Origin of the sequence: Mesorhizobium sp. B2-3-5, from assembly GCF_006442395.1 — a bacterium.
In the GTDB taxonomy this organism is placed as follows: Bacteria; Pseudomonadota; Alphaproteobacteria; order Rhizobiales; family Rhizobiaceae; genus Mesorhizobium.
Map to the genome: position 1 here is coordinate 98921 of NZ_VFVX01000006.1, position 20237 is coordinate 119157.

A 20237-nucleotide genomic window follows, 5' to 3' on the forward strand; every position below is an offset into this window, starting at 1 on the left:
CAGCGGTTGCTCGGTCGGCTAAAGCGCCGCTGTTCGCAGGCTCGCGCTCTGCGCGCGAGGCCTTTCCGGTCTGGTCTCAGCGCCGTTTCTGTTGGACAGGCGGATGGCAAAGCGCTAATCGCATCATCCATGCATGCGAGATCCCTCGATAAGAAGCCACTGGACAGGCAAGCGTCGATCGATTCGGCGCTGAGAACGGTGGCAACCGAGCAGGCGGGAATCGCCGCCCTGGCCGAAGCGCTCGAGAACGGACTGGCCGCGCCTTTCGCGCAGGCCGTCGACATGATCTCGAAGATCGATGGCCGACTGATCGTCACCGGTATCGGCAAAAGCGGCCATATCGGCTCCAAGATCGCGGCGACGCTGGCTTCGACCGGCACGCCAGCCTTCTTCGTCCATCCCGTCGAGGCCAACCATGGCGATCTCGGCATGATCGCCAAGGACGACGCGATCATCGCCATATCATGGTCGGGCGAGAGCAAGGAGATGATGGGCATCGTCACTTATTCCAGGCGATTCTCCATCCCGCTCATCGCCATCACCTCCGGCGAGACATCGGCGCTGGCGCGCGCGGCCGACATCGTGCTGCTTTTGCCGCGTACGCCTGAGGCCTGTCCGCACGGATTGGCGCCGACGACGTCGACGCTGCTGCAGTTGGTCATGGGCGATGCGCTGGCGATCGCGCTGCTCGAGGCGCGCGGTTTCACGCCGGATCATTTCCGCACCTTCCATCCCGGCGGCCAATTGGGCGCCAACCTGACCGTGGTTTCCGAGATCATGCGGGTCGGCGACCAGATTCCGCTGGCTCCGCTCGGCACCAAGATGCCGGAAGCGGTGATGACGCTGTCGCAGAAGAAGGTCGGCTGCGTCCTGATCGTCGACGCGAGCGGCGAATTGGCAGGGATCATCACCGACGGCGACGTTGCGCGCAACCTGCATCGTAATCTCGCCGACGTCGTCGTCGACGATGTGATGACGCGCACGCCCAAGACGGTCGACCCTCAGACGCTTGCCGGTACGGCAATCGCGCTCCTCAACGAGCACAATGTCGGCGCGCTGGTGGTAACGAAAGACAACATGCCGCTGGGCGTGGTGCACTTCCATGACCTACTGCGCATCGGCGCAGCTTAAGGTATTGATATTCGGGTGAGGCCGGCCTGCGAAAGACGGCTTTCTGCGCTTCCGGTGCTCACGTACTTCAAGCACGCTCCGCTCCGGTTCTCGAAAGCCATCCTTCTCGACTCGGCCTGACCTGAATCTCAACACCTTAGGGCGTTGGCGCTGTCTGAAACTCAGACCCGCTCCACGGTCAGCTCCAGATCGGTATCGGCGGCTGCGGTGACGCGCACCTGCGTGCCAGCCGGCAGGTCCGGGCCGGAGACGCGCCACAACGTATCGCCAAGCTTGATGCGGCCACGGCCGTCCTTGATCGGCTCGGCGAGCGTCGCCATCCTGCCGACCAGCTGCGCGCCTCGGCGATTGAGAAGCGGCTGGTCGGTCGGCTGGTCGCGTCCGCCCATCAGTTTCTTGCCGACGAAGGCTGAAACCAGCGACAGCACGAGGAAGACGAGCACCTGGACCTGCCAGCTCCAGATGGCGGCATCCCAGATCAGCAGCGACGCCGCGCCGACGATCAGAGCGGCGATGCCGATCCAGAGCATGAAGAAGCCCGGCGCGACAACCTCCACCACCAGCAGCACGAAGCCCAGAACCATCCAGTTCCACGGGCCGAGTTCCGAAACGATATGGTCGATCATGACAGTGGCCCGATCTTAGTTGTCGGAGGGCCTGACAACAGGCGGACGTGCTGCCTGCCGCTGCGCGCCGGCCGTGCCTTCGCCGCGGAAGACTTCCTTGGCGATCTCGCCAATGCCGCCGAGTGTGCCGATCAGCGACGAGGCTTCGAGCGGCATCAGCACCACCTTGCTGTTGGTGGCCGAACCGATCCTGGTCAGTGCTTCGGTGTATTTCTGGGCGACGAAGTAGTTCAACGCTTGCACGTCGCCCTTGGAAATGGCTTCCGACACCACTTGGGTGGCGCGAGCTTCGGCCTCGGCCGAGCGCTCGCGCGCCTCGGCGTCGCGGAAGGCGGCTTCCTTGCGGCCTTCGGCTTCGAGGATCTGCGACTGCTTGAGGCCCTCGGCGGCGAGGATCTGCGCCCGCTTGTTGCGCTCGGCGGTCATCTGGCGGCCCATCGATTCGATCAGGTTTGCCGGCGGATTGATGTCCTTGATCTCGACGCGGGTGATCTTGATACCCCACGGATGCGCCGCCTCGTCGACGACACGCAGCAGGCGCTCGTTGATGGCGTCGCGGTTGGACAGCAACTCGTCGAGGTCCATCGAACCCATGACGGTACGGATGTTGGTCATCGTCAGGTTGAGGATGGCGTTCTGCAGGCCCGAAACCTGGTAGGCCGCCTGCGCCGCATTGAGGATCTGGAAAAAGGCGATGCCGTCGACGCCGACGATGGCGTTGTCGCGGGTGATGATCTCCTGGCTCGGAACGTCAAGCACCTGCTCCATCATGTTCAACTTGGCGCCGATGCGGTCGACGAACGGTGTGATCAGGTTGAGGCCAGGTGTCAGTGTCTTGGTGTAACGGCCAAAACGTTCGACGGTATAGTTGTAGCCTTGCGGAATTGTCTTGATGCCTTTGAACAGCACAAGCACGACAAGCGCGACCAAAACAACGACCGCAATATCGAAACCACTGAAATCCATTTGGCTCTCCCTCAGAGGCAGGCCGCGAGAGCCATTCCCGCGCAGCCGGCTTCACCAAAGACTTAAGTGTGTTTCAGCAACGTTACAATCAGGTGATGAGGGATTGTTTGCGGGTTGCGCTCAACGGTTGAAGGCAAATAGTCCTGCATCCATGTCGTCCAGCCCGCGGATCGAGGCGGAGACGATCTCGGAGGCGATGCGCGAGAAGGTGATGCCGTTGCCGCCGTAACCCATCACCGCGTGGATACGAGGGTGCCTGGGAATGGCGCCGATATAGGGCAGGCCGGTGGTCGTCGTGCCGAAGGAGCCGGTCCAGGCGAATTCAGGCCTGACGTCGAGATGCGGAAACAGCCGGCCAAGTTTTGCGGCGATGCGCGCGCTCTTGTCGGCGATCAGCTCGTCACGCCGCGTTTCGTCGACAAAATCCTCGTCCTCGCCACCGCAGATGACCCTGCCGTCGGCCGTCGTCCTGACATAGAGGTATGGGTCGGACGCTTCCCAGACGAAGGCTGCCCGGGGCCAGAGCTTTCGCGGTTGCGGGCAGGTCGCGATGGCCCAGGTCGAGATGATCCGGTGGGCCGCCGCCGGCACGATGTCGATCAGTTCATAGCCGGTGGCCAGCACCATTTGCCGTGCCGTGATGATCGGGCCGTCTTTCGTGGCCACGACCACCTCGTCGGCGCCGTCCTCGATCCTTGTCGCTTCGACGGGCGCGTGGAAGCGCGCCTTGCGTTCCAGTGCCTTGAGAAACAGCCCGGCCGTCAGTTTGCATGGATCGAGCGCGATGTTGCCGTGGCTGTGGATGGCGCCATCGCGATCGATGCCGAATGTCTGCGCCAACGGCGCTGATGTGAGGTAGGTCGCGTCGATGCCGGCCTCGCGCCGCGCCTCGGCCTCGCCCCGGAGTTGCGAAGGGCCGAGCATGGTGCCGGCCAGATAGAGCGATTGGCTGCGGCTTAGGGCGCAGTTGATGCCAAGTTCGGCGATGCGGGCGGCAAGATTGGAAACGGCGAGCCGCGAGCGCCGCCAGGCCTGCTCGGCGGAGGCCTTGCCAATCGTCTTCGATAGAATTGAAAGCGGCTGGTCGATTTCGAACTGCACCAGTGCGGTGGTTGCCGCGGTCGAACCTTTCAGCGGTCCGCGCCGGTCAATGCAGATGGCGGAGTGGCCGTCCGCCGTCAGCGCTTCGGCCATCATGGCGCCGCTGATGCCCATGCCGATGATGAGCACATCCGCTTTGGTGTCGCGGGTCAGCGCCGAAGTCGGCACGCTGGGTGCCCGATAGGCGGACCAGACAGGCCGGCCAGTGCTGAGGTCGAGTTTGCGGGCCATCGAATTCTCCGGAAGCGCGGCTCAACGCTGCGGAGAGGCCGTTGTTCCGGTCTCAGACCCAGCCGGACAGTTCGCGCCGCGCCATCGCCTCGATCACCGCCATCCCTTCGGCGCTGTCGTTGAGGCAAGGGATATGGGCGAAGTTCTTGCCGCCGGCGTGGTGGAAGGTCTCGGCGGCTTCGCGGCCGATTTCATCCAACGTCTCGATGCAGTCGACGGAAAAGCCGGGATTGACGATGGCTATCGACTTGACGCCGTCCTTGCCCAGTTTCTCCACGGTCTTGTCGGTATAGGGCTGCAGCCACTCCTGGGCGCCGAAGCGGGACTGGAAGGTTGTGATCAGCTTCTTCTCGTCCCAGCCGAGCTTCTCGCGCAGCAGCCGTGTCGTTTCCAGGCAATGCGCCTGATAGGGGTCGCCCTTGTCGGAATAGGGTTTCGGGATGCCGTGATAGGAGGTGATGACGATTTCCGGTTCGAAATCGAGTGTTGCCAGATGCCGTTCGATCGAGGAGGCGAGCGCCTCGATGTAGACAGGCTCGGCATAATAGGGCGGCACGCTGCGGATGGCCGGTGCCGCCCGCATCTTCATCAAGGCGCGAAACAACTGGTCATTGGCGGTGGCCGTCGTCGTCGCCGAATATTGCGGATAGAGCGGAAAGGTCAGGATGCGGTCGCAGCCCTGCGCGAGCAGCCTTTGGGCGACGCTCGCAGTCGAGGGGTTGCCGTAGCGCATCGCCCAATCGACGACGACATTGGGCAGGTCGCGCAGTGCCTCGGCCAGCTTTTCGGACTGGGCGCGCGTGTAGGTGCGCAGCGGCGACTCGTTCTTCTCCTGGTTCCAGATCCGGGCATAATTGGCGCCCGATTTCTTCGGCCGCGTGGTGAGCACCAGGCCGTAGAGGATCGGATACCAGACCGCCCTGTTGAGCTCGATGACGCGCGGATCGGACAGGAATTCCCTGAGATAGCGCCACATCGGCTTGAAACCGGTGCCGTCGGGCGTGCCAAGATTGATCAGCATGACGCCGACCTTGCCGGCTCCGGCGGGCGCGTGCCCTGCCGTCAGGCCAACCGGCCTGGCGGCTTTGTGATCGACAGCGGTGGTTAGCGTCATAAGGGTTCTCCGGACACGGCGTGAAACTAGCGATGGCCCGCCGGTTTTCAATGCCGCGTCTGGCCGCACCTTACCGCGTTTCCAGCCGAAAACAGAACACCCGCCCGGTTCCCGCGGGTGTCCGTGGGAAAGGCGAAGTGACGCTACTTCGCCGGGATGGTCAGCGTGGCACCGGGCATAAGCCGGTGCGGCCTTTGACCCTGGTTGGCTTCATAGATGACTTTCCATTTGGTCGCGTCGCCATAGGCCTTCTTTGCCAAGTCCCAGTAGGTATCGCCGGCAACGATGACATGGCTGCTCTCGGCTGGCGCGGCCTCAGCCGGCTTTGCCGGTTCTGATGGTGTGGATATTGGCGCGGATTCGGCAGGAACTTTCGCGGCCGGGGCGGTCTCGGTTGGCTTTGCCGGTTCGGCAGGCGCCGGCGTCGTCGGGGCGGGTGCGGGCGGAGCAGGCGGGGGCGGCGCTCCCTCCGTCGATATGGCAGGTGGCGTGTTGGCGATTTCGCCTGAATTGGCGGGCGGTTCCGGCATTGCAGGCGCGGCCTCGGCGGGCTTGGCCGGTTCTGCCGGCTTGGCGGCATCCGCTGGTGCCGGGGCCGCGGGAGCCGCCTCGGCCGGCTTGGCAGGTTCGGTTGCCGGAGCAGCGGGAGCTGCCGCTGTCGTCGCGGCGATCTCGGTGATGCGGCCGTCGAGCTTGGGCGTGTAGGGCCGATGGGCTGCGAGATAGTCGGCAACGACCTGTTCGAGGCCGGGGCCATAGTCGTAGGCGTTCCTGGCCTTGTCGGCGAAGACCTTGTAGCCGTCGCCGCCCTGGCGCACGTAATTGTTGGTGGCGACCAGATAGTCCTTGTCGGGCTTGATCGGCGTCCAGGCGCCGTTTTCCATCACCTCCACCGACTTGACGCGGCCGGCATTGGGCGCGACCGACTTGTCGAAGGAATATTTGAGGCCCGCCACCTGCGGGAAGCGCCCGGCGCCGTCCTCGATCTGGCTGAGGCCGTTTTCCAGCCCCGCGACCAGATCCTTGCCGGAGATCTGGAAGGTCGCCAGCGTGTTCTGGAACGGCAGAACGGTCAGCACCTCGCCCATGGTGACGGTGCCCTTGTCGATCGAGGCGCGCAAGCCGCCGCCGTTGGAGATGGCGATCTCGACGCCTTGTCCCTTGACGCGATCGAGGATGGCGTCGGAGACGAGGTTGCCCATCGTGCATTCGCGGGCGCGGCAGCTCTCGCGGCTGCCGTCGACGACATCGGTGGTCTCGGCCACTTCCTTGTTCTTCAGGGCCTCGATCGGTGCGCCGAGTTCCTTGATGCGTGCGAGCACGGCGGGATCCGGCGGGATCGACTTATCGAGATAGACCGGATCGCCGCTGGCCGATTTGACGACGCCATTGTCGTCGAACACCACCTTGAACTCGCCGAGATATTTCGAATAGGACGCCGCCTGCACCACCGGCACCTTGTAGCCGCCGGGATTGTCGACCATCGTCGGATAAGGCCCCGCGGCCTTCGGGTCGGTGTTGGACAGAAGCGTGTGGCTGTGGCCGCCGACAACGACATCGATGCCGGGAATCTTGGCAATGATGTCACGCTCCCTGTTATAGCCGATATGGGTCACGGCGATGATCTTGTTGATGCCTTGCGCCTGCAGCTTCTCGACCTCCGCCGTGATCGACTTGACGTCGTCCTCTATTGCGATGTTGGGGCCGGGGGAGGCGAGTTCGGGCGTGTCGTTGGTGACGGCACCAATGATGCCGATCTTCTGGCCGCCGACTTCCACGACGATCGATGGCTTGACGCGGTCGCCGAGCTTGGACTGCGCGTTGGCTTTCACATTGGCGCCAAGCACGGGGAATTTGATCATGTCGAGGAACGGCGCCAGCGCCGCTTCGCCGTCGTCGAACTCGTGGTTGCCGAGCGCCATGGCGTCGAACTTCATGTCGTTGAGAAACTCGCCTTCGACCTTGCCCTTGTAGGTCGTATAAAACAGCGAGCCTTGGAAATTGTCGCCGGCGCTGAGCAACAGCACGTTCTGGCCCTGGAGCTTCTTGCGTTCCTGGGCGATCGCGGTGATCAGCCGGCCCGCGCCGCCGATGCACTCGCCCTTGGTCTCTTCGTCGGCCGAGCAGGTCGTTTCATATTTGTTGTTGCCTTCGATGCGGCTGTGCCAATCATTGATGTGCAGGATGTTCAGTGTGTAGTCGGCAAAGGATGCGCCGGCCGACAGGCCAAGCGTCGATGCCGAAAGGGCGGCAATGGCGGCAAGCTTCTTCATCTTCGTCTCCCGGTAGGCTGATCAGAGGCGTTTAACGCGCTTGCTTGACTGGGATATAACAGCCAGCGTTTTGACCATGTTCCCATCGTGTTCCGGCTGAGGCAAGCGCAAAACCGGGGGTATTTGCAAGCGCAAACCCCGGGGTATTTGCAAGCGCAAAACCCGGGGTATTTGCAAACGCAAAACCCGGGGTATTTGCAAACGCAAAAAAAGGACGGCGGCCAGTGGCCGCCGTCCCCGATGAGTCCGATGTCTGCTGGTTCAGACGCGCCGTGTCAGCACGAAGTTCTGGCCGGCTGAACTGGTGCAGTTCAGCTGGCTGGTGGACACCAGCAGGCAGTTGAAGCTGACGCCGGTCTGGCGGATCAGTGAGGTGCCGTTGATCTGCACCGACGTTGGGCCGGTCATCGTGTAGCTGCCATCGGCAAGCTTCTGGCCGGTATCGGTGGCGACGGTCGTGAACTTTCCGCCGTTGAAGGTCGACAGGCCGGTGCCCTTGGCATCGATCCACGACCCTTCGACGCCCTTTGGCGCGGCTGCCATCGGCGGCGCGTCGGGACCGCTGGTGGTACAGGCCGCGAGCATCGTGGCAATGGCGCCCGCCACGCCCATCGAAAGAACTTTGCGCGCAATAGTCATGTGAAATCCTCTCCAAACGCATCAGCCCAAAGATCGGATCCGATTTTGGAAAGCATGATGCGAACGTCCAAAGTGCTGGAGCGGGCGTGCGTCCCACAAGACGCACGCTGCCCAGGCCGCATCTCTTCAATCGCCCGATTTCCGGGCGATTGCAAGGCAATGGCGCAGGGTGCGCGCGACGCTATCGGACGAGGATGTTGCGGAATTGCCACGGGTCGCTACGGTCGAGATCCTCGGGGAAGAGGCCCGGGCGCCGGTCGAGCGGCGTCCAGTCGGTGTAGTAACCCTTGACCGGCCCGAGATAAGGCAACTGCACGTCCAGGCAGCGCCTGTAATCCATCTCGTCGGTCTCGACGATGCCGGCCTGGGGATTATCGAGCGCCCAGACCATGCCGGCCAGGACCGCCGAGGTGACTTGCATGCCGGTGGCATTCTGATAAGGCGCCAGCTTGCGCGCCTCGGCGAGCGACAGTTGCGAGCCGTACCAGTAGGCATTCTTGTCGTGGCCGTAGAGCAGGACGCCGAGCTCGTCGACACCGTCGACCAGTTCGTTCTCGTCGAGCACGTGGTGCACCGGCTGAGGCTTGCCGGCGGCGCCGAACATCTCGTCCAGCGACAGCATCGCGTCGTTGCAGGGATGGTAGGCATAGTGGCAGGTGGGGCGGTATTGAACCTTGCCCTTCTTGGAGCGCACGGTGAAGAAATCGGCGATCGAGATCGCCTCGTTATGCGTCACCAGCAACCCGTATTGCGGGCCAGGCGTCGGGCACCACGAGCGCACGCGGGTGTTGGCCCCGGGCTGCTCCAGATAGATCGCGGCCTTGGAGCCATGCTTGTGCTTCTTGCCGTTCTTGGGCATCCATTTCTCGTGCGTGCCCCAGCCGAGTTCGGCCGGCTGCAAACCCTCCGAGATGAAGCCCTCGACCGACCAGGTGTTCCAGAACACATCCATCGGCTTCGGCTTCTTGGTGCGCTGGGTGTCCCGCTCGGCAATGTGGATGCCCTTGACGCCCGTCTTCTTCATCAGCTTGGCCCAGCCCTCACGGTCGTCCTGTGCCGGCTCCGAGAAGTCCATGCCAAGGTCGGTGGCGAGGTTGACCAGCGCCTGCTTGACGAACCACGAGACCATGCCCGGGTTGGCACCGCAGGTGGAGACGGCGGTGGCGCCACCCGGCTTGTCGTGCTTTTCCTTGATCAGTGCTTCGCGCAGCGCATAGTTGGTGCGGCTGGCATTGTCGGCCTTGGCATCGAAATAGAAGCCGAGCCATGGCTCGACGACGGTGTCGATGTAGAGCATGCCAAGTTTGCGGCAGAGCCGCATCAGGTCCACCGAACCGGTATCGACCGACAGGTTGACGCAAAAGCCCTGGCCGCCGCCATTGGTCAGAAGCGGCGTCAAAAGCTTCTTGTAGTTCTTCTCGGTCACCGCTTCCTGGACGAAGGCGATGCCGCGCTCGTCGAGCAGCTTGCGATCGGTATCGCGTGGGTCGATGACCGTCATGCGCGACTTGTCGAACTTGAAATGGCGTTCGATGAGAGGCAGCGTTCCCCGTCCGATCGAACCGAAGCCGATCATCACCACAGGGCCGGTGATCTCACCGTAAACAGGCCAGTTTTCATTCGCCATTTTATCGAGCACTCCTTCAGACACGTGCAAAAAAAGCCAGGCATTTTCGCCAACGGCCATGCGCTACATCACAGATCATTGTCATAAACCAGCGAAAAGCGCCAACCCGCGGCTAGCCATCCATGGCCATGTGGTTAAGGACCGACACCAGCCGGTCGCGGTCCGGTGTCAGGCCCTTGTAGTCGAGTTGGGTAAGATCGAGCTCTTTGATCTGGGCGGCAAAGGACACTGCGAGCGTCGCCCGGTCGGGGTGCCGCGCCAGCACGGCGAGCGGGTCGAGATGGATTCGGATGGTGAACAGGATGTCGCGCGAAAAGGGCAGCTTGCGCAGCGTCTGGCGTTCGACGCGGATGAAGGCGTGCGCCTTGACGTCACCGTCGGGGAAGCGTGTCGGCCGGTTCGTGGCGCGGTCGATGCGCTCGACATTGGACAGCGGATGGTAGAGCGCATCGCCCGACTGGATCGACCAGTTGTAGCGTTCGACGGCTTGCCCCTGCAGGCCGTCGAACATGCGGTTGATCAGCTCCGCCGGCCTGGTGCCCGGGCCGAAGCCCGGCACCGGCGCGTGGATCTGCTGCAGCGGCTTGCCAAATTTTTCATTGAGCGACCAGGACGAAGGGAAGCACAGCGAACCCGCGGCGAGCCGCCAGCCGCTGTCGTCGCGGCGCATCAGGATCAGGTCTTCCTGAACCAGCAGGGAGGCTTCGACGAGCGGCGCGCTGCTGATACCGGAAGGCAGGGCAGGTTGCTTCGTGGCGCCCACAATTTCGATGCCCGCATCGGTGCGCCTATAGGTGCCCGGAAATCTCTGAGGCAGGTATGCGCCGAGCAGGTCGAGCACTTCCTGCTGGGCGTCGCGCGTGCCGTTCTCCTCGACGAAGACCCGCTCCGGAATTTCGGCGTAAAGCCGGCGCTTCTCGGCGAGATACGCTGGCAGATGGTCGTCGATCTCGATCCAGTCCGCGGGGTCGAGCGGCTTCAGCCCGATGGTGAAGAGTTTCGAGGAGCCGTCATAGGGCGTATGGGTGGGTTGGCGAAGACTCATTTTCGACTGTCACATTCTCCGGGCCGCCTGTCAGGCCAGCCTCGCCGGGATCAGGCCGCGCAGCGAATTGCCGACGAACAACGCCTTGGCCAACGTCAGATCATCGTAGCTGTAGATTGCTTCCTCGGCCCGGCCTTCATCCAGAAGCGCTTCGCGCAGTACGCCAGGCAGCAAGCCACAGTCGAGCCGGGGTGTTGCCAGCACGCCGTCGCCGAAATCGGCGAAGATATTGGTGATGGTGCCCTCGCAGATTTCGCCGCGTTCATTGGCAAGGATCACCTCGTCGGCCTGGGTGACGAGATATTCGGAGCGGGCATGGATGTAGAGCTGGCGCCGGCTGGTCTTGTGGCGCAGCAGCGTGTTGCTCGAATCGAGCCTCGTTCGCGCCAGCCGCAGCATCCAGATCTTGTCGGCGGCGAGCGGTTCATAGGGCTGCGCCGAGGCGATCGCGTCGCCGTTGCGCGACAAGGCAAGCCGGGTGCGCATGGCGCCACGGGCGCCATCGAGGGCGTCGCTCAACACTTCCGCGATCCTTTGCGGATCGCAGGCAAAGCCGAGCTCCGCCGCCGAGCCGTAGAGGCGCGCAAGGTGGCGATCGAAGCGCAGGAAACCGGTCCCGGGTTCCCAGCGCATGGTCTCGATCAGCTCGAAATCGGCGGTGTCCCCGTCGCGAAGCGGGCTTTGAGCAGACACTCCTGATACTCCTCTTCGGCGACCGAATCGAAAACGATGCCGCCGCCGACATTGTAGACGGCCTCGCCATTGGCAAAGAGCGAGATGGTGCGGATCGCCACTGAAAAGCGCATCGTGCCCCCGGGAGCGATCCAGCCGATGGCGCCGCAATAGACGTCGCGCGGCGTGCCTTCCAGATCGTACAGGATTTCCATGGCGCGGATCTTCGGCGCACCGGTGATCGAGCCGCAGGGAAACAACGCCGCGAATATCTGGCGAATCGACAGCCCCGGCAGCAGCTTCGCCCTGACGTCGCTGACCATCTGGTGGACGGTCGGGTAGCTCTCGATGCGGAACAGTTCCGGCACCTCCAGCGTGCCGACCTCGCTGATCAGCGAGATGTCGTTGCGCAGGAGATCGACGATCATCCGGTTCTCGGCCTGGTTCTTCTCGTCGTTGCGCAGGAAGTTCTTCTGCCGTTCGTCTTCGGCTTTGGTCGCACCGCGCGGCGCGGTGCCCTTCATCGGATGGGTCTCGATCATGCCTTGCGCGTCGATCTCGAAGAAGAGTTCGGGCGAGCGCGACAGCACGATCGGGTTCCCCATTGCGACCAGCGCGCCATATTTCACTGGCTGGCGTTCGATCAGCGCGTCGAAGGCTGCCAGCGGATCGCCCGACCATTGCGCTTGCACCGGAAAGGTCAGATTGCCCTGGTAGCAATCGCCTTGCCTGATGTGCTGGTGCAGCCGCGTAAAGCGCTTCTCATAGTCGTCGAACGACCAGGCCGCCCTTGCATCGAAGATTGGACCATTGGTCGCCGCTGCCGTGCGCGCAGGCACCGCCTCCTCGACCGGCGCATCGAAGACGCCAAGGCAGACCAGCGGCGCGCGGCGCCTCCCCGGCAGCAGGGGCACAAGTTTCGGCTCGAGCAGGTAACCCGCCTCGTAGGAGAAATAGCCGGCCACCCATTTGCCGGCGTCGTGCGCGGCTTGCGCGGCCTGCAGCGCCGGCGCGAAATCCCGGGCGCCATGCGCCACGATGATGTCGGCCGGCCGGTCGAAAACGAGCTGGCGCGCGCTGTCGTCGTTGCGGAAAATGGCGGCGGGCAGGGACATGGGAACCGAGATCGATAAGGCCGACGATCGCTCTATATGGGAGGCCGGCCGCGCGCAATCGAGGGAACGGCGCCCTGTCCCTCAAAGCCGACCTATAGGCGACCTGCCCTGCCGGCAAAGAAAACCGGCGGCGCCCGTGGCGTCGCCGGTTGCTGCGCTTGCCTTGGCCGTTCAGGTATTGCTGGAAGTTCCCGCGCTGGGGAAGCGCCGGGCGAATTCCTTCTCGTCGCCGGCGGCCAGCAGCTTGGCCTGTTCGACCCAGCGCTCGCGTTCGACGCGGCCACCGAATTGCAGGGCATGTTCGATCCGCTCGATGTCGGCCGCCGTCCAGGCTGCGATCTGGGCGAAGCTGGTCACGCCTTGTCCCCTGAGCAGCTTCTCGTTGACCGGGCCGATGCCGATCAACCGGCGCAGATTGTCGGGCTTTGCCGTGGCCGGCTTGGCTGCCGCCGGTGCAGCCTTCTTGGCGGCTGCCGGCCTGGGCGCGGCCGAACTCTTTGTCGCCGAAGCTGGGGAGACCGCGGGCTTGCTCGCGGCCGGTTTGGCTGGAGCGGATGGCTTCGGCGTGGCCGATTTGGCTGTGGTCGCTTTCGCTGGCGCGGCCTTCGCGGCCGGTTTGACAGGCGCAGCCTTGGCCGCCGCCGGAGCGGATTTGGCAGCAGCCGACGCCGACACCGGGGCTGCCGGCGACTGACTGGCCTTCGCCGCGCCGGTTCCCGAGGAAGCCTGCGCCTCGCGCAACTGGCGCTCGAGATCGGCGCGCGTCTTGCCACATGCATTGAGTTCGCCGCGCAGGCTGTCGAGCTCACCGCGCAGACGGCCCCAGAGGAACCAGCCAACCAACACGCCTACCAGGAACGCCAGGACCACGTAGAAAAAAGTGCTCATTGTCTCTCTCCAGTCAGGTCCGTCTGCCGTGGCATGAGGCCATGACTTTCGGCGCGACTACTCGATGGTGGTTCCGCGGTTCGCGGAACAGCCGGCTTCGGTCGAGCTGCCGGCGATCGGCTTTTGCTTGCCGATGGCCAACGGCCGTTGTCGCGTTCGCCTGAGCGCCACGGCCGGCTGAGATTTTCCCCGCCGATCCGCACGCGCTCCGGCTGAGCTTGCGGCGAAGGCTATCATAGAGCTTATGGAAAGCTATCCGAAAACTTCCCTGGAGAGTTCTTCAAGAACAAATATTTAGGGCAAGAATAATGCAGTCTCAACATGCATTCCGGCGAAAATTGTTCTTCGCGGACGAGAGACATATCAGCCGTCGAGCGCTTCCAGTTCGTCGATCAGCCCGCCGATCACACCAAGTCCGATCTGCCAGAAGGCGGGGTCGGTGGCGTCGAGCCCGAAAGGCGCCAGAAGCTCGGAGTGATGCTTGGTGCCGCCGGCGCGCAACATCTCGAAATACTTGTCCTGGAAGCCGCGCTCGGCGTTCTGGTAGACGGCGTAGAGCGAGTTCACCAGGCAGTCGCCGAAAGCATAGGCGTAGACGTAGAAGGGCGAGTGGATGAAGTGCGGAATGTAGGTCCAGAACACCTCGTAGCCCTCGCGCAGCTTGATCGCGGGCCCGAGACTTTCGGCCTGCACTTCCAACCAGAACTGGCCGAGCCTGTCGGATGTCAGTTCGCCGTTGCGGCGTTCGGCATGCACCTTGCGCTCGAATTCATAGAAGGCGATCTGGCGCACCACCGTGTTGATCATGTCCTCGACCTTCTGGGCGAGCATGGCCTTGCGCTCACGCCTATCTGTGGTCCGCTCGAGCAGCGAACGAAAGGTCAGCATCTCGCCGAAGACGGACGCCGTCTCGGCCAGCGTCAGCGGCGTCGAGGCCATCAGTGCCCCCTGGCCGGCGGCCAGCACCTGGTGCACGCCATGGCCAAGCTCGTGCGCCAGCGTCATCACGTCGCGCGGCTTGCCCATGTAGTTGAGCAGCACGTAGGGGTGGGCCGACGGCACGGTCGGGTGCGCGAAGGCGCCTGGCGACTTGCCCGGGCGCACCGGCGCGTCGATCCACTTGCGGTCAAAGAAGGTGCGTGCGATCTCGGCCATCTCGGGCGAGAAGCGATGGTAAGCCGAGAGCACCGTGTTCCTGGCCTCGTCCCAGCCGATCACCGCCTGCGGCGTCTCCGGCAAAGGCGCGTTGCGGTCCCAGTGGTTCATCACCTCCATGCCGAGCCAGCGCGCTTTCATCGCGTAATAGCGGTGCGACAGGCGCGGATAGGCCTCGCGCACCGCGGTGGCGAGCGCATCGACCACGCCGCGCTCGACCCGGTTGGCAAGGTGACGTGAATCGGCGATGTCCTCGAAGCCGCGCCAGCGGTCGGAGATTTCCTTGTCCTTGGCCAGCGTGTTGGTGATCAGCGTGAAGGTGCGCAGATGCTTGCGGAAGGTCTGGGCCAGCGCCTCGGAGGCCCGGCGGCGTACCTCGCCATCGGCGTCCTGCAGGCGGTTCAGCGCAGGCTCCAGTGTCAGCTCCTCGCCATCGACGCCGAAACGGAGGTCGGTCATCGTCTCGTCGAACAGGCGGTTCCAGGCGCCGCGCCCGGTGATCGACTTCTCGTGGAAAAGCTGCTCGACGCGATCCTCGAGCTGGTAAGGTTTGTCCATGCGCAGGTCGAGCACCCAGGGCCGGTAGTGGCCGAAGGCCGGGTCGGCAACGAGCGCGTCTTCGATCGCGTCGTCGTCGATCAGGTTCAGTTCGAGCGCGAAGAACAGAAGATGCGCGCTGGCGTCGGTCATCTTCTCCTGGACGTCGCCATAGAGCTTGGCGCGCTGCGGGTCGGCGGTGTTGCCGGCATAGACCAGGCCGGCATAGGAGACGATGCGGCCGATCAGCTCTTCCAGTGCTTCGTAGGCAACCAGCGCCTCGCCCAGCCTGCCGGCGCTGCCGCGCCCGGCCTCGGCGGCGAGCGTACCCTTCCAGCGCGTTTCGAAAGCGACCGCGTCGGCGGCGGCCCTGGCGATGTCATGCTTCAGGTCCGGCGCGTCCATGCCGGCATAGAGGTCGGCAAGGTTCCATTCCGGCAGATCGCCAAGCTCGGCCGCGCCCTGACCGGACGCCGGTGCCGCAAGCCGCCGACCAAACATCATGCGCATCGACAATACCTTTTGTGAATTACGAGGTCAGAATCAAGGGGCCAGAATCGGGGGGAATGGAGAAGCCGGTCAAATCCTAAGGAATTCGTTCACCGGGTTTTTTGAAACCTTCTTTAGAACCCTGTGCCAAGATGATCCATGGGATTTCGGGCGCGGGCAAGCCAAGACAGTCATGACAGGTTCCATACTCATAGTCGATGACGATCCCGTGCAGCGCCGGCTGCTCGAAGCAGCGGTGACGCGCTTCGGCCACACGGCCATCGTCGTCGACGGCGGTGTCGCCGGCCTCGACGTGCTTGACGGGCCCGGTGCCCGCGACGTCTCGGTGATTATTCTCGACCTGGTCATGCCCGGACTCGACGGCATCGGCGTGCTGAAGGCGATGCGCGAACGCGACATCCGCGTGCCAGTCATCGTCCAGACCGCGCAGGGCGGCATCGAAACCGTGGTTTCGGCGATGCGCCACGGCGCCTTCGACTTCGTCGTCAAGCCGGCTTCGCCCGACCGGCTGCAAGCTTCGATCTCCAATGCGCTCAAGGTCGAGGCGGTCGAGGGCGAGGTCAAGCGCACGTCGCGCAAACGCGGCGGGCTGCTGACCTTCAGGGACATGATCACCCACAGTCCGGCCATGGACAGGGTGATACGCCTCGGCCAGAAAGCGGCTGCCTCAAACATCCCGATCCTGATCGAAGGCGAATCCGGCGTCGGCAAGGAATTGGTGGCGCGTGCCATCCAGGGCAGCGGCGACCGCCGCTCGAAACCCTTCGTCACCGTCAATTGCGGCGCCATCCCCGATAATCTGGTCGAGAGCATCCTGTTCGGCCACGAGAAAGGCTCGTTCACCGGCGCCACCGACAAGCACACCGGCAAATTCGTCGAGGCGCATTCCGGCACGCTGTTCCTCGACGAGATCGGCGACCTGCCGCTCGACGTGCAAGTGAAACTGCTGCGCGCCGTCCAGGAAGGCGAGGTCGACCCGGTCGGCGGCCGCTCGACCGTCAAGGTCGACATAAGGCTGATTTCGGCGACGCACCGAAACCTGCTGCAGCAGGTCAAGGACGGCAAGTTCCGCGAGGACCTGTTTTACCGACTGAACGTCTATCCGATCTTCGTGCCGCCACTGCGCGACCGCCGCGACGACATTCCCCACCTGGTCACGCATTTCATGGAAAAGGTGGCGCCGGCCGACCCTCGGCGTCGCCTGCAAGGCATTTCGGCGGCAGCGCTTGCCGTGCTGCAGGCCTATGATTGGCCCGGCAACATCCGGCAGCTGGAGAACGCCGTCTTCCGCGCCTCGGTGCTGTGTGAAGGCGACGTGCTGACGATCGATGATTTTCCGCAGATCCGCGCGCAGGTTGAAGGCACCGTCAATCTCGAAACGGACGATGCCGCGCCTCCCGTTCCATCGCCCGCGGGGCCGCGCGATGAGGAGGTCCTGGTCGGCGACGCCGTTCCGGCGGCCGAGCCTGATCCGCCGGCCATGTTTCAGCCCAGATTCGGCACGCTGCGGGCGCTCGACGAACGCGGCAATGTGCGGGCGCTGGCCGATGTCGAATTCGAGATGATCACGCTCGCCATCGACCACTATAACGGCCAGATGAGCGAGGTCGCCCGGCGTCTCGGCATCGGCCGCTCGACGCTTTACCGCAAGCTCAAGGAATACGGCATCGATCCGGAAACAGGCCGCGTCGACCGGCTCGCGTCCTAGAGGTCATCGGTTCACGGAAGCAGAACCGCTCTCCTTTGCTTATGAAACAATTCCAGGAAGATGGCTTCGCGCTTTTCCTGAAATTGCTCCCGCGCAAGGCCGGGACAAGTTTCCCCCGTCAGGATATCGCTTGATGGAGTGTCGCTGCCGCATCAGGGCGGGCTGGAGGCGACGCTCGATGGGACGTTGTTCACGCATTAAGGCTAACGGTAACAGATCGTGTTTCGGCGAAAGCCGGAAACGTGATCTAAACCAGCGGTTTACCAAGAAACTTTGTGAACAATTTTTGACGGGAAATCGCCATGGTGTTACCGCATTTCGACTTCAATAAGTGATGATTAACCATTAGGATCGATATTCGGATGTGAAAACGACACGTCCGTTTGGGCAAATCCGGGGACAAACGGCAGCCTGCAAGGCCTTTTGATTTGAACAGAATCGAACGACTCACAAACGGGCGTCATAATCACTTGAGCGTCTGGCCGAGATGGCTGGCGGCGGTGGTTGTCGCTTTTGGGTTTGTTGCCGCGGCTGCCACGGGCGCCCAGGCCGAAGTTCGCTCGCTGAAGCTCTATCATCTCCACACGCATGAGAAGGCCGAGATCGTCTACAAGCGCAATGGCCGCTACGATCCGGAAGGCCTGAGGAAGATCAACATCATCCTGCGCGACTGGCGTCGCAACGAGCCGACCAAGATGGACCCGCGTCTGCTGGACCTGGTCTGGGAGGCGTATCGGGAAAGCGGCGCCACCGACTATATCCAGGTCGTCTGCGGTTATCGTTCGCCATCGACAAACTCGATGCTGCGCAGCCGCAGCAAGGGCGTCGCCGAGAAGAGCCAGCATATGCTCGGCAAGGCAATGGATTTCTACATTCCCGGCGTCCCGCTGAAGAAGCTGCGCAACATCGGCCTGAAGATGCAGGGCGGTGGCGTCGGCTATTATCCGACCTCGGGTTCGCCGTTCGTCCATATGGATGTCGGCAATGTGCGCCACTGGCCCGGCATCAGCCGCCAGGAACTGGTCAGCCTGTTCCCGAACGGCAAGACGCTGCATGTGCCGAGCGATGGCCGGCCGCTACCTGGCTACGAACAGGCGCTGGCCTCCTATAAGGCACGCAAAGGTGCTGGTACGCCCAACGTCGAGCTTGCGAGTGCCGGCGGCGGCAAGAGGTCCGGTGGGTTCCTCTCTGCCTTGTTTGGCGGCGGCGGCTCCGATGAAGCCGACGATAGCGCCGATGTCGAGACCGCTTCGGCTGCCCCTGCGCCCAAGGCTAGAGACCTGAAGCCGGCCGCGACCGCCAAGAGCAGCAACCTCCCGGGCATCGCCATCGTGGCGCCCGAGAACGCACAGCGCGCCAACATTCCGCAGGTCGCCGACGAGCAGGCTCCGGAGCCGGAGAAGGATACGCCGGAAACGATCATTGCCGCGCTGCCGGCCAAGGAGATTCCGCTGCCCGATTTCGCGCCGCGGCCGAAGGCCGATGTCGGCGCGCAGCCGCCCGCGAATGTTCCGTTCGCCATGGCGGATGCGACGGCGACCACCGAACAGGCCGTGGCGACCGCGCAGGCGCCGGCGAATATGCCTTTCGGCAAGGCTGACCCTGCTGCCATGGCGGCCGCTGCGGCAGCCGATCCGGCGCAGGTTGCCGCCAACAATATCCCCTTGCCGACATGGCGTCCGGAACACTCGCTGCCGGCGGATCTCGCACCGCCGCCCGGCAAGGACGTGCTGATGGCGCTGGCTGAAACCGCTGATCGCGGCAAGACGGCGACCGATGCATTCTCGGTACTGCCGACGGCGCGGCCTGAGCCGAGCAAGCCGGATGCAGTCAAGGCCGTGCTTGACGAGGCCAATGCCCGGGTCGGCAATGCTGACGAATATCAGGTTGCGTCGCTGTCCGAAGAGCCGCGCTCGGCCTTCAACGATCCGTCTGACGTCAATACCGCATCGCCGCGCCAGGCTGTCGCCGCCCGCCCGGCCGGTTCCGATCCGGTCGCCGCGATCGGCGCCGGCGTGAAGACGACCCGCAAGGAAGCCAGGGCCACCGCCCGCGACCAGAAGCCTGGCCCCAAGGCCGTGGTGGTCGCCGCCGCACCGCAAGCCGCCCGCTGGGCGCTGACCAGCGGCGAGAATGTCACCACCGTTTCCAGCGCGACGACGGCGCCGGGCTATGCCTACAACATCGTGCATACGCCGCCGAGCGAGGTCTATACAGCCGGCTTCCAGTCGGGCAACCAGATGGCCGATGCCAATCGCTTCACCGGCAACGCCGTCAAGTTCCTGTCGGTCGCTCGCTTCCAGACGAAGTAACCAAGGCACCGGAATCCGAAGCCGCGCTGGGCGACCCGCGCGGCTTTTTGCTGTCCAAAAGCGCGATGCATGTGGAGTTTCGAAGCGCTTGCGGCCTCATCGGCGAGGGCACCGATGGGTGCGCCGGGGGTTGAAGCGATGACCGGCTGCGACAGGACCGCACCCAGTGGAATCACGTGCGCCTGAACTTCTCGTGAACCCGGAACGGCCTCTCTGTTTACGGGTTAGAGCGCGTACGTTCCAACCTGGGGATATTCATGAAGAAGATTCTATTGGCATCGGTTCTGGCCCTGGCGGCCGCGTCAGCCGCGATCGTTCCGTCGCAGGCTGAAACAGTGATCGTCAAGAACGGCAAGCATCACTGCCGGACCAGGGTGGTCACGCATTGGCGGCATCACCACAAGGTGGTCGAGAAGGTCAGGGTCTGTAACTGACCATGTCCAAACAACTGACCCGGTCGGCGAAAGCCGGCCGGGTTTTTCATGCGCCTAAAGCGCGGCGCGTCGAACCGGGTTCATGCGACGCGCTTTGGGTCTTTTATGCATGTCGTTGTCCCAAAACCGATGTCACCTTCGGGCGGGCATGCA

General features: G+C 63.6%; 16 protein-coding genes. 4 read left to right on the forward strand and 12 right to left on the reverse strand.

From position 1 onward, the window contains the following. The first annotated feature begins 129 nt into the window (after positions 1-129). Positions 130-1131: a KpsF/GutQ family sugar-phosphate isomerase gene (locus tag FJ958_RS09815; RefSeq protein WP_140741975.1), complete on the forward strand. Its 1002-nt coding sequence runs from the start codon at positions 130-132 to the stop codon at positions 1129-1131. A 161-nt stretch (positions 1132-1292) separates the two neighbouring features. Here FJ958_RS09815 and FJ958_RS09820 read toward each other — a convergent pair whose 3' ends face one another. The 12 genes from FJ958_RS09820 to FJ958_RS09880 all read right to left on the reverse strand — a co-directional run bounded on the left by FJ958_RS09820 (position 1293) and on the right by FJ958_RS09880 (position 15630). Further along, positions 1293-1757: an NfeD family protein gene (locus FJ958_RS09820; protein ID WP_140741977.1), complete on the reverse strand. Its 465-nt coding sequence runs from the start codon at positions 1755-1757 to the stop codon at positions 1293-1295. Positions 1758-1772: 15 nt separating this feature from the next. Further along, a complete protein-coding gene (locus FJ958_RS09825) occupies positions 1773-2723 on the reverse strand; it encodes an SPFH domain-containing protein (RefSeq protein ID WP_140741979.1) in 951 nt (316 codons plus the stop codon). A 120-nt stretch (positions 2724-2843) separates the two neighbouring features. Continuing rightward, entirely contained in the window at positions 2844-4055 is a 1212-nt protein-coding gene (locus tag FJ958_RS09830) for an FAD-binding oxidoreductase (protein WP_140741981.1), read from the reverse strand. A gap of 52 nt (positions 4056-4107) precedes the next feature. Continuing rightward, entirely contained in the window at positions 4108-5169 is a 1062-nt protein-coding gene (hemH, locus tag FJ958_RS09835) for a ferrochelatase (RefSeq protein ID WP_140741983.1), read from the reverse strand. Between the two features lie 143 nt (positions 5170-5312). After that, on the reverse strand, positions 5313-7442 hold the full coding sequence (locus FJ958_RS09840) for a 5'-nucleotidase C-terminal domain-containing protein (protein ID WP_140741985.1): 2130 nt from the start codon (positions 7440-7442) through the stop codon (positions 5313-5315). Positions 7443-7703: 261 nt separating this feature from the next. Next, on the reverse strand, positions 7704-8081 hold the full coding sequence (locus tag FJ958_RS09845) for a hypothetical protein (RefSeq protein ID WP_140741987.1): 378 nt from the start codon (positions 8079-8081) through the stop codon (positions 7704-7706). A 181-nt stretch (positions 8082-8262) separates the two neighbouring features. Next, positions 8263-9708: a homospermidine synthase gene (locus FJ958_RS09850; protein ID WP_140741989.1), complete on the reverse strand. Its 1446-nt coding sequence runs from the start codon at positions 9706-9708 to the stop codon at positions 8263-8265. 112 nt (positions 9709-9820) lie between these two features. After that, positions 9821-10753, reverse strand: a complete 933-nt coding sequence (locus FJ958_RS09855; protein WP_140741991.1) for a DUF3445 domain-containing protein — start codon at positions 10751-10753, stop codon at positions 9821-9823. Positions 10754-10783: 30 nt separating this feature from the next. Further along, positions 10784-11446: an aminotransferase class IV family protein gene (locus tag FJ958_RS09860; protein WP_140741993.1), complete on the reverse strand. Its 663-nt coding sequence runs from the start codon at positions 11444-11446 to the stop codon at positions 10784-10786. After that, positions 11395-12552 (reverse strand): aminodeoxychorismate synthase component I, encoded by a 1158-nt coding sequence (locus FJ958_RS09865; protein ID WP_181176358.1) that lies wholly within the window; start codon positions 12550-12552, stop codon positions 11395-11397. The genes FJ958_RS09860 and FJ958_RS09865 overlap by 52 nt, the downstream gene beginning before the upstream one ends. A gap of 159 nt (positions 12553-12711) precedes the next feature. Then, the gene (locus FJ958_RS31555) at positions 12712-13428 is read right to left on the reverse strand and encodes a proton-conducting membrane transporter (protein ID WP_181176346.1); all 717 of its coding nucleotides are present in this window, start codon (positions 13426-13428) and stop codon (positions 12712-12714) included. A 363-nt stretch (positions 13429-13791) separates the two neighbouring features. Then, positions 13792-15630 carry a M3 family oligoendopeptidase gene (locus FJ958_RS09880; protein WP_181176347.1) on the reverse strand — a complete coding sequence of 613 codons (1839 nt, stop codon included), beginning with the start codon at positions 15628-15630 and terminating at the stop codon, positions 13792-13794. Between the two features lie 172 nt (positions 15631-15802). Here FJ958_RS09880 and FJ958_RS09885 point away from each other — a divergent pair, with 172 nt between their 5' ends. From FJ958_RS09885 to FJ958_RS31560, 3 genes are all read left to right on the forward strand, one after another. Continuing rightward, positions 15803-17338, forward strand: coding sequence for a sigma-54 dependent transcriptional regulator (locus FJ958_RS09885; RefSeq protein ID WP_140742001.1), 1536 nt, complete (start codon positions 15803-15805; stop codon positions 17336-17338). 470 nt (positions 17339-17808) lie between these two features. Beyond that, a complete protein-coding gene (locus FJ958_RS09890) occupies positions 17809-19650 on the forward strand; it encodes a DUF882 domain-containing protein (protein WP_140742003.1) in 1842 nt (613 codons plus the stop codon). Positions 19651-19907: 257 nt separating this feature from the next. Continuing rightward, positions 19908-20084, forward strand: a complete 177-nt coding sequence (locus FJ958_RS31560) for a hypothetical protein (RefSeq protein WP_181165494.1) — start codon at positions 19908-19910, stop codon at positions 20082-20084. Positions 20085-20237: the final 153 nt, after the last annotated feature.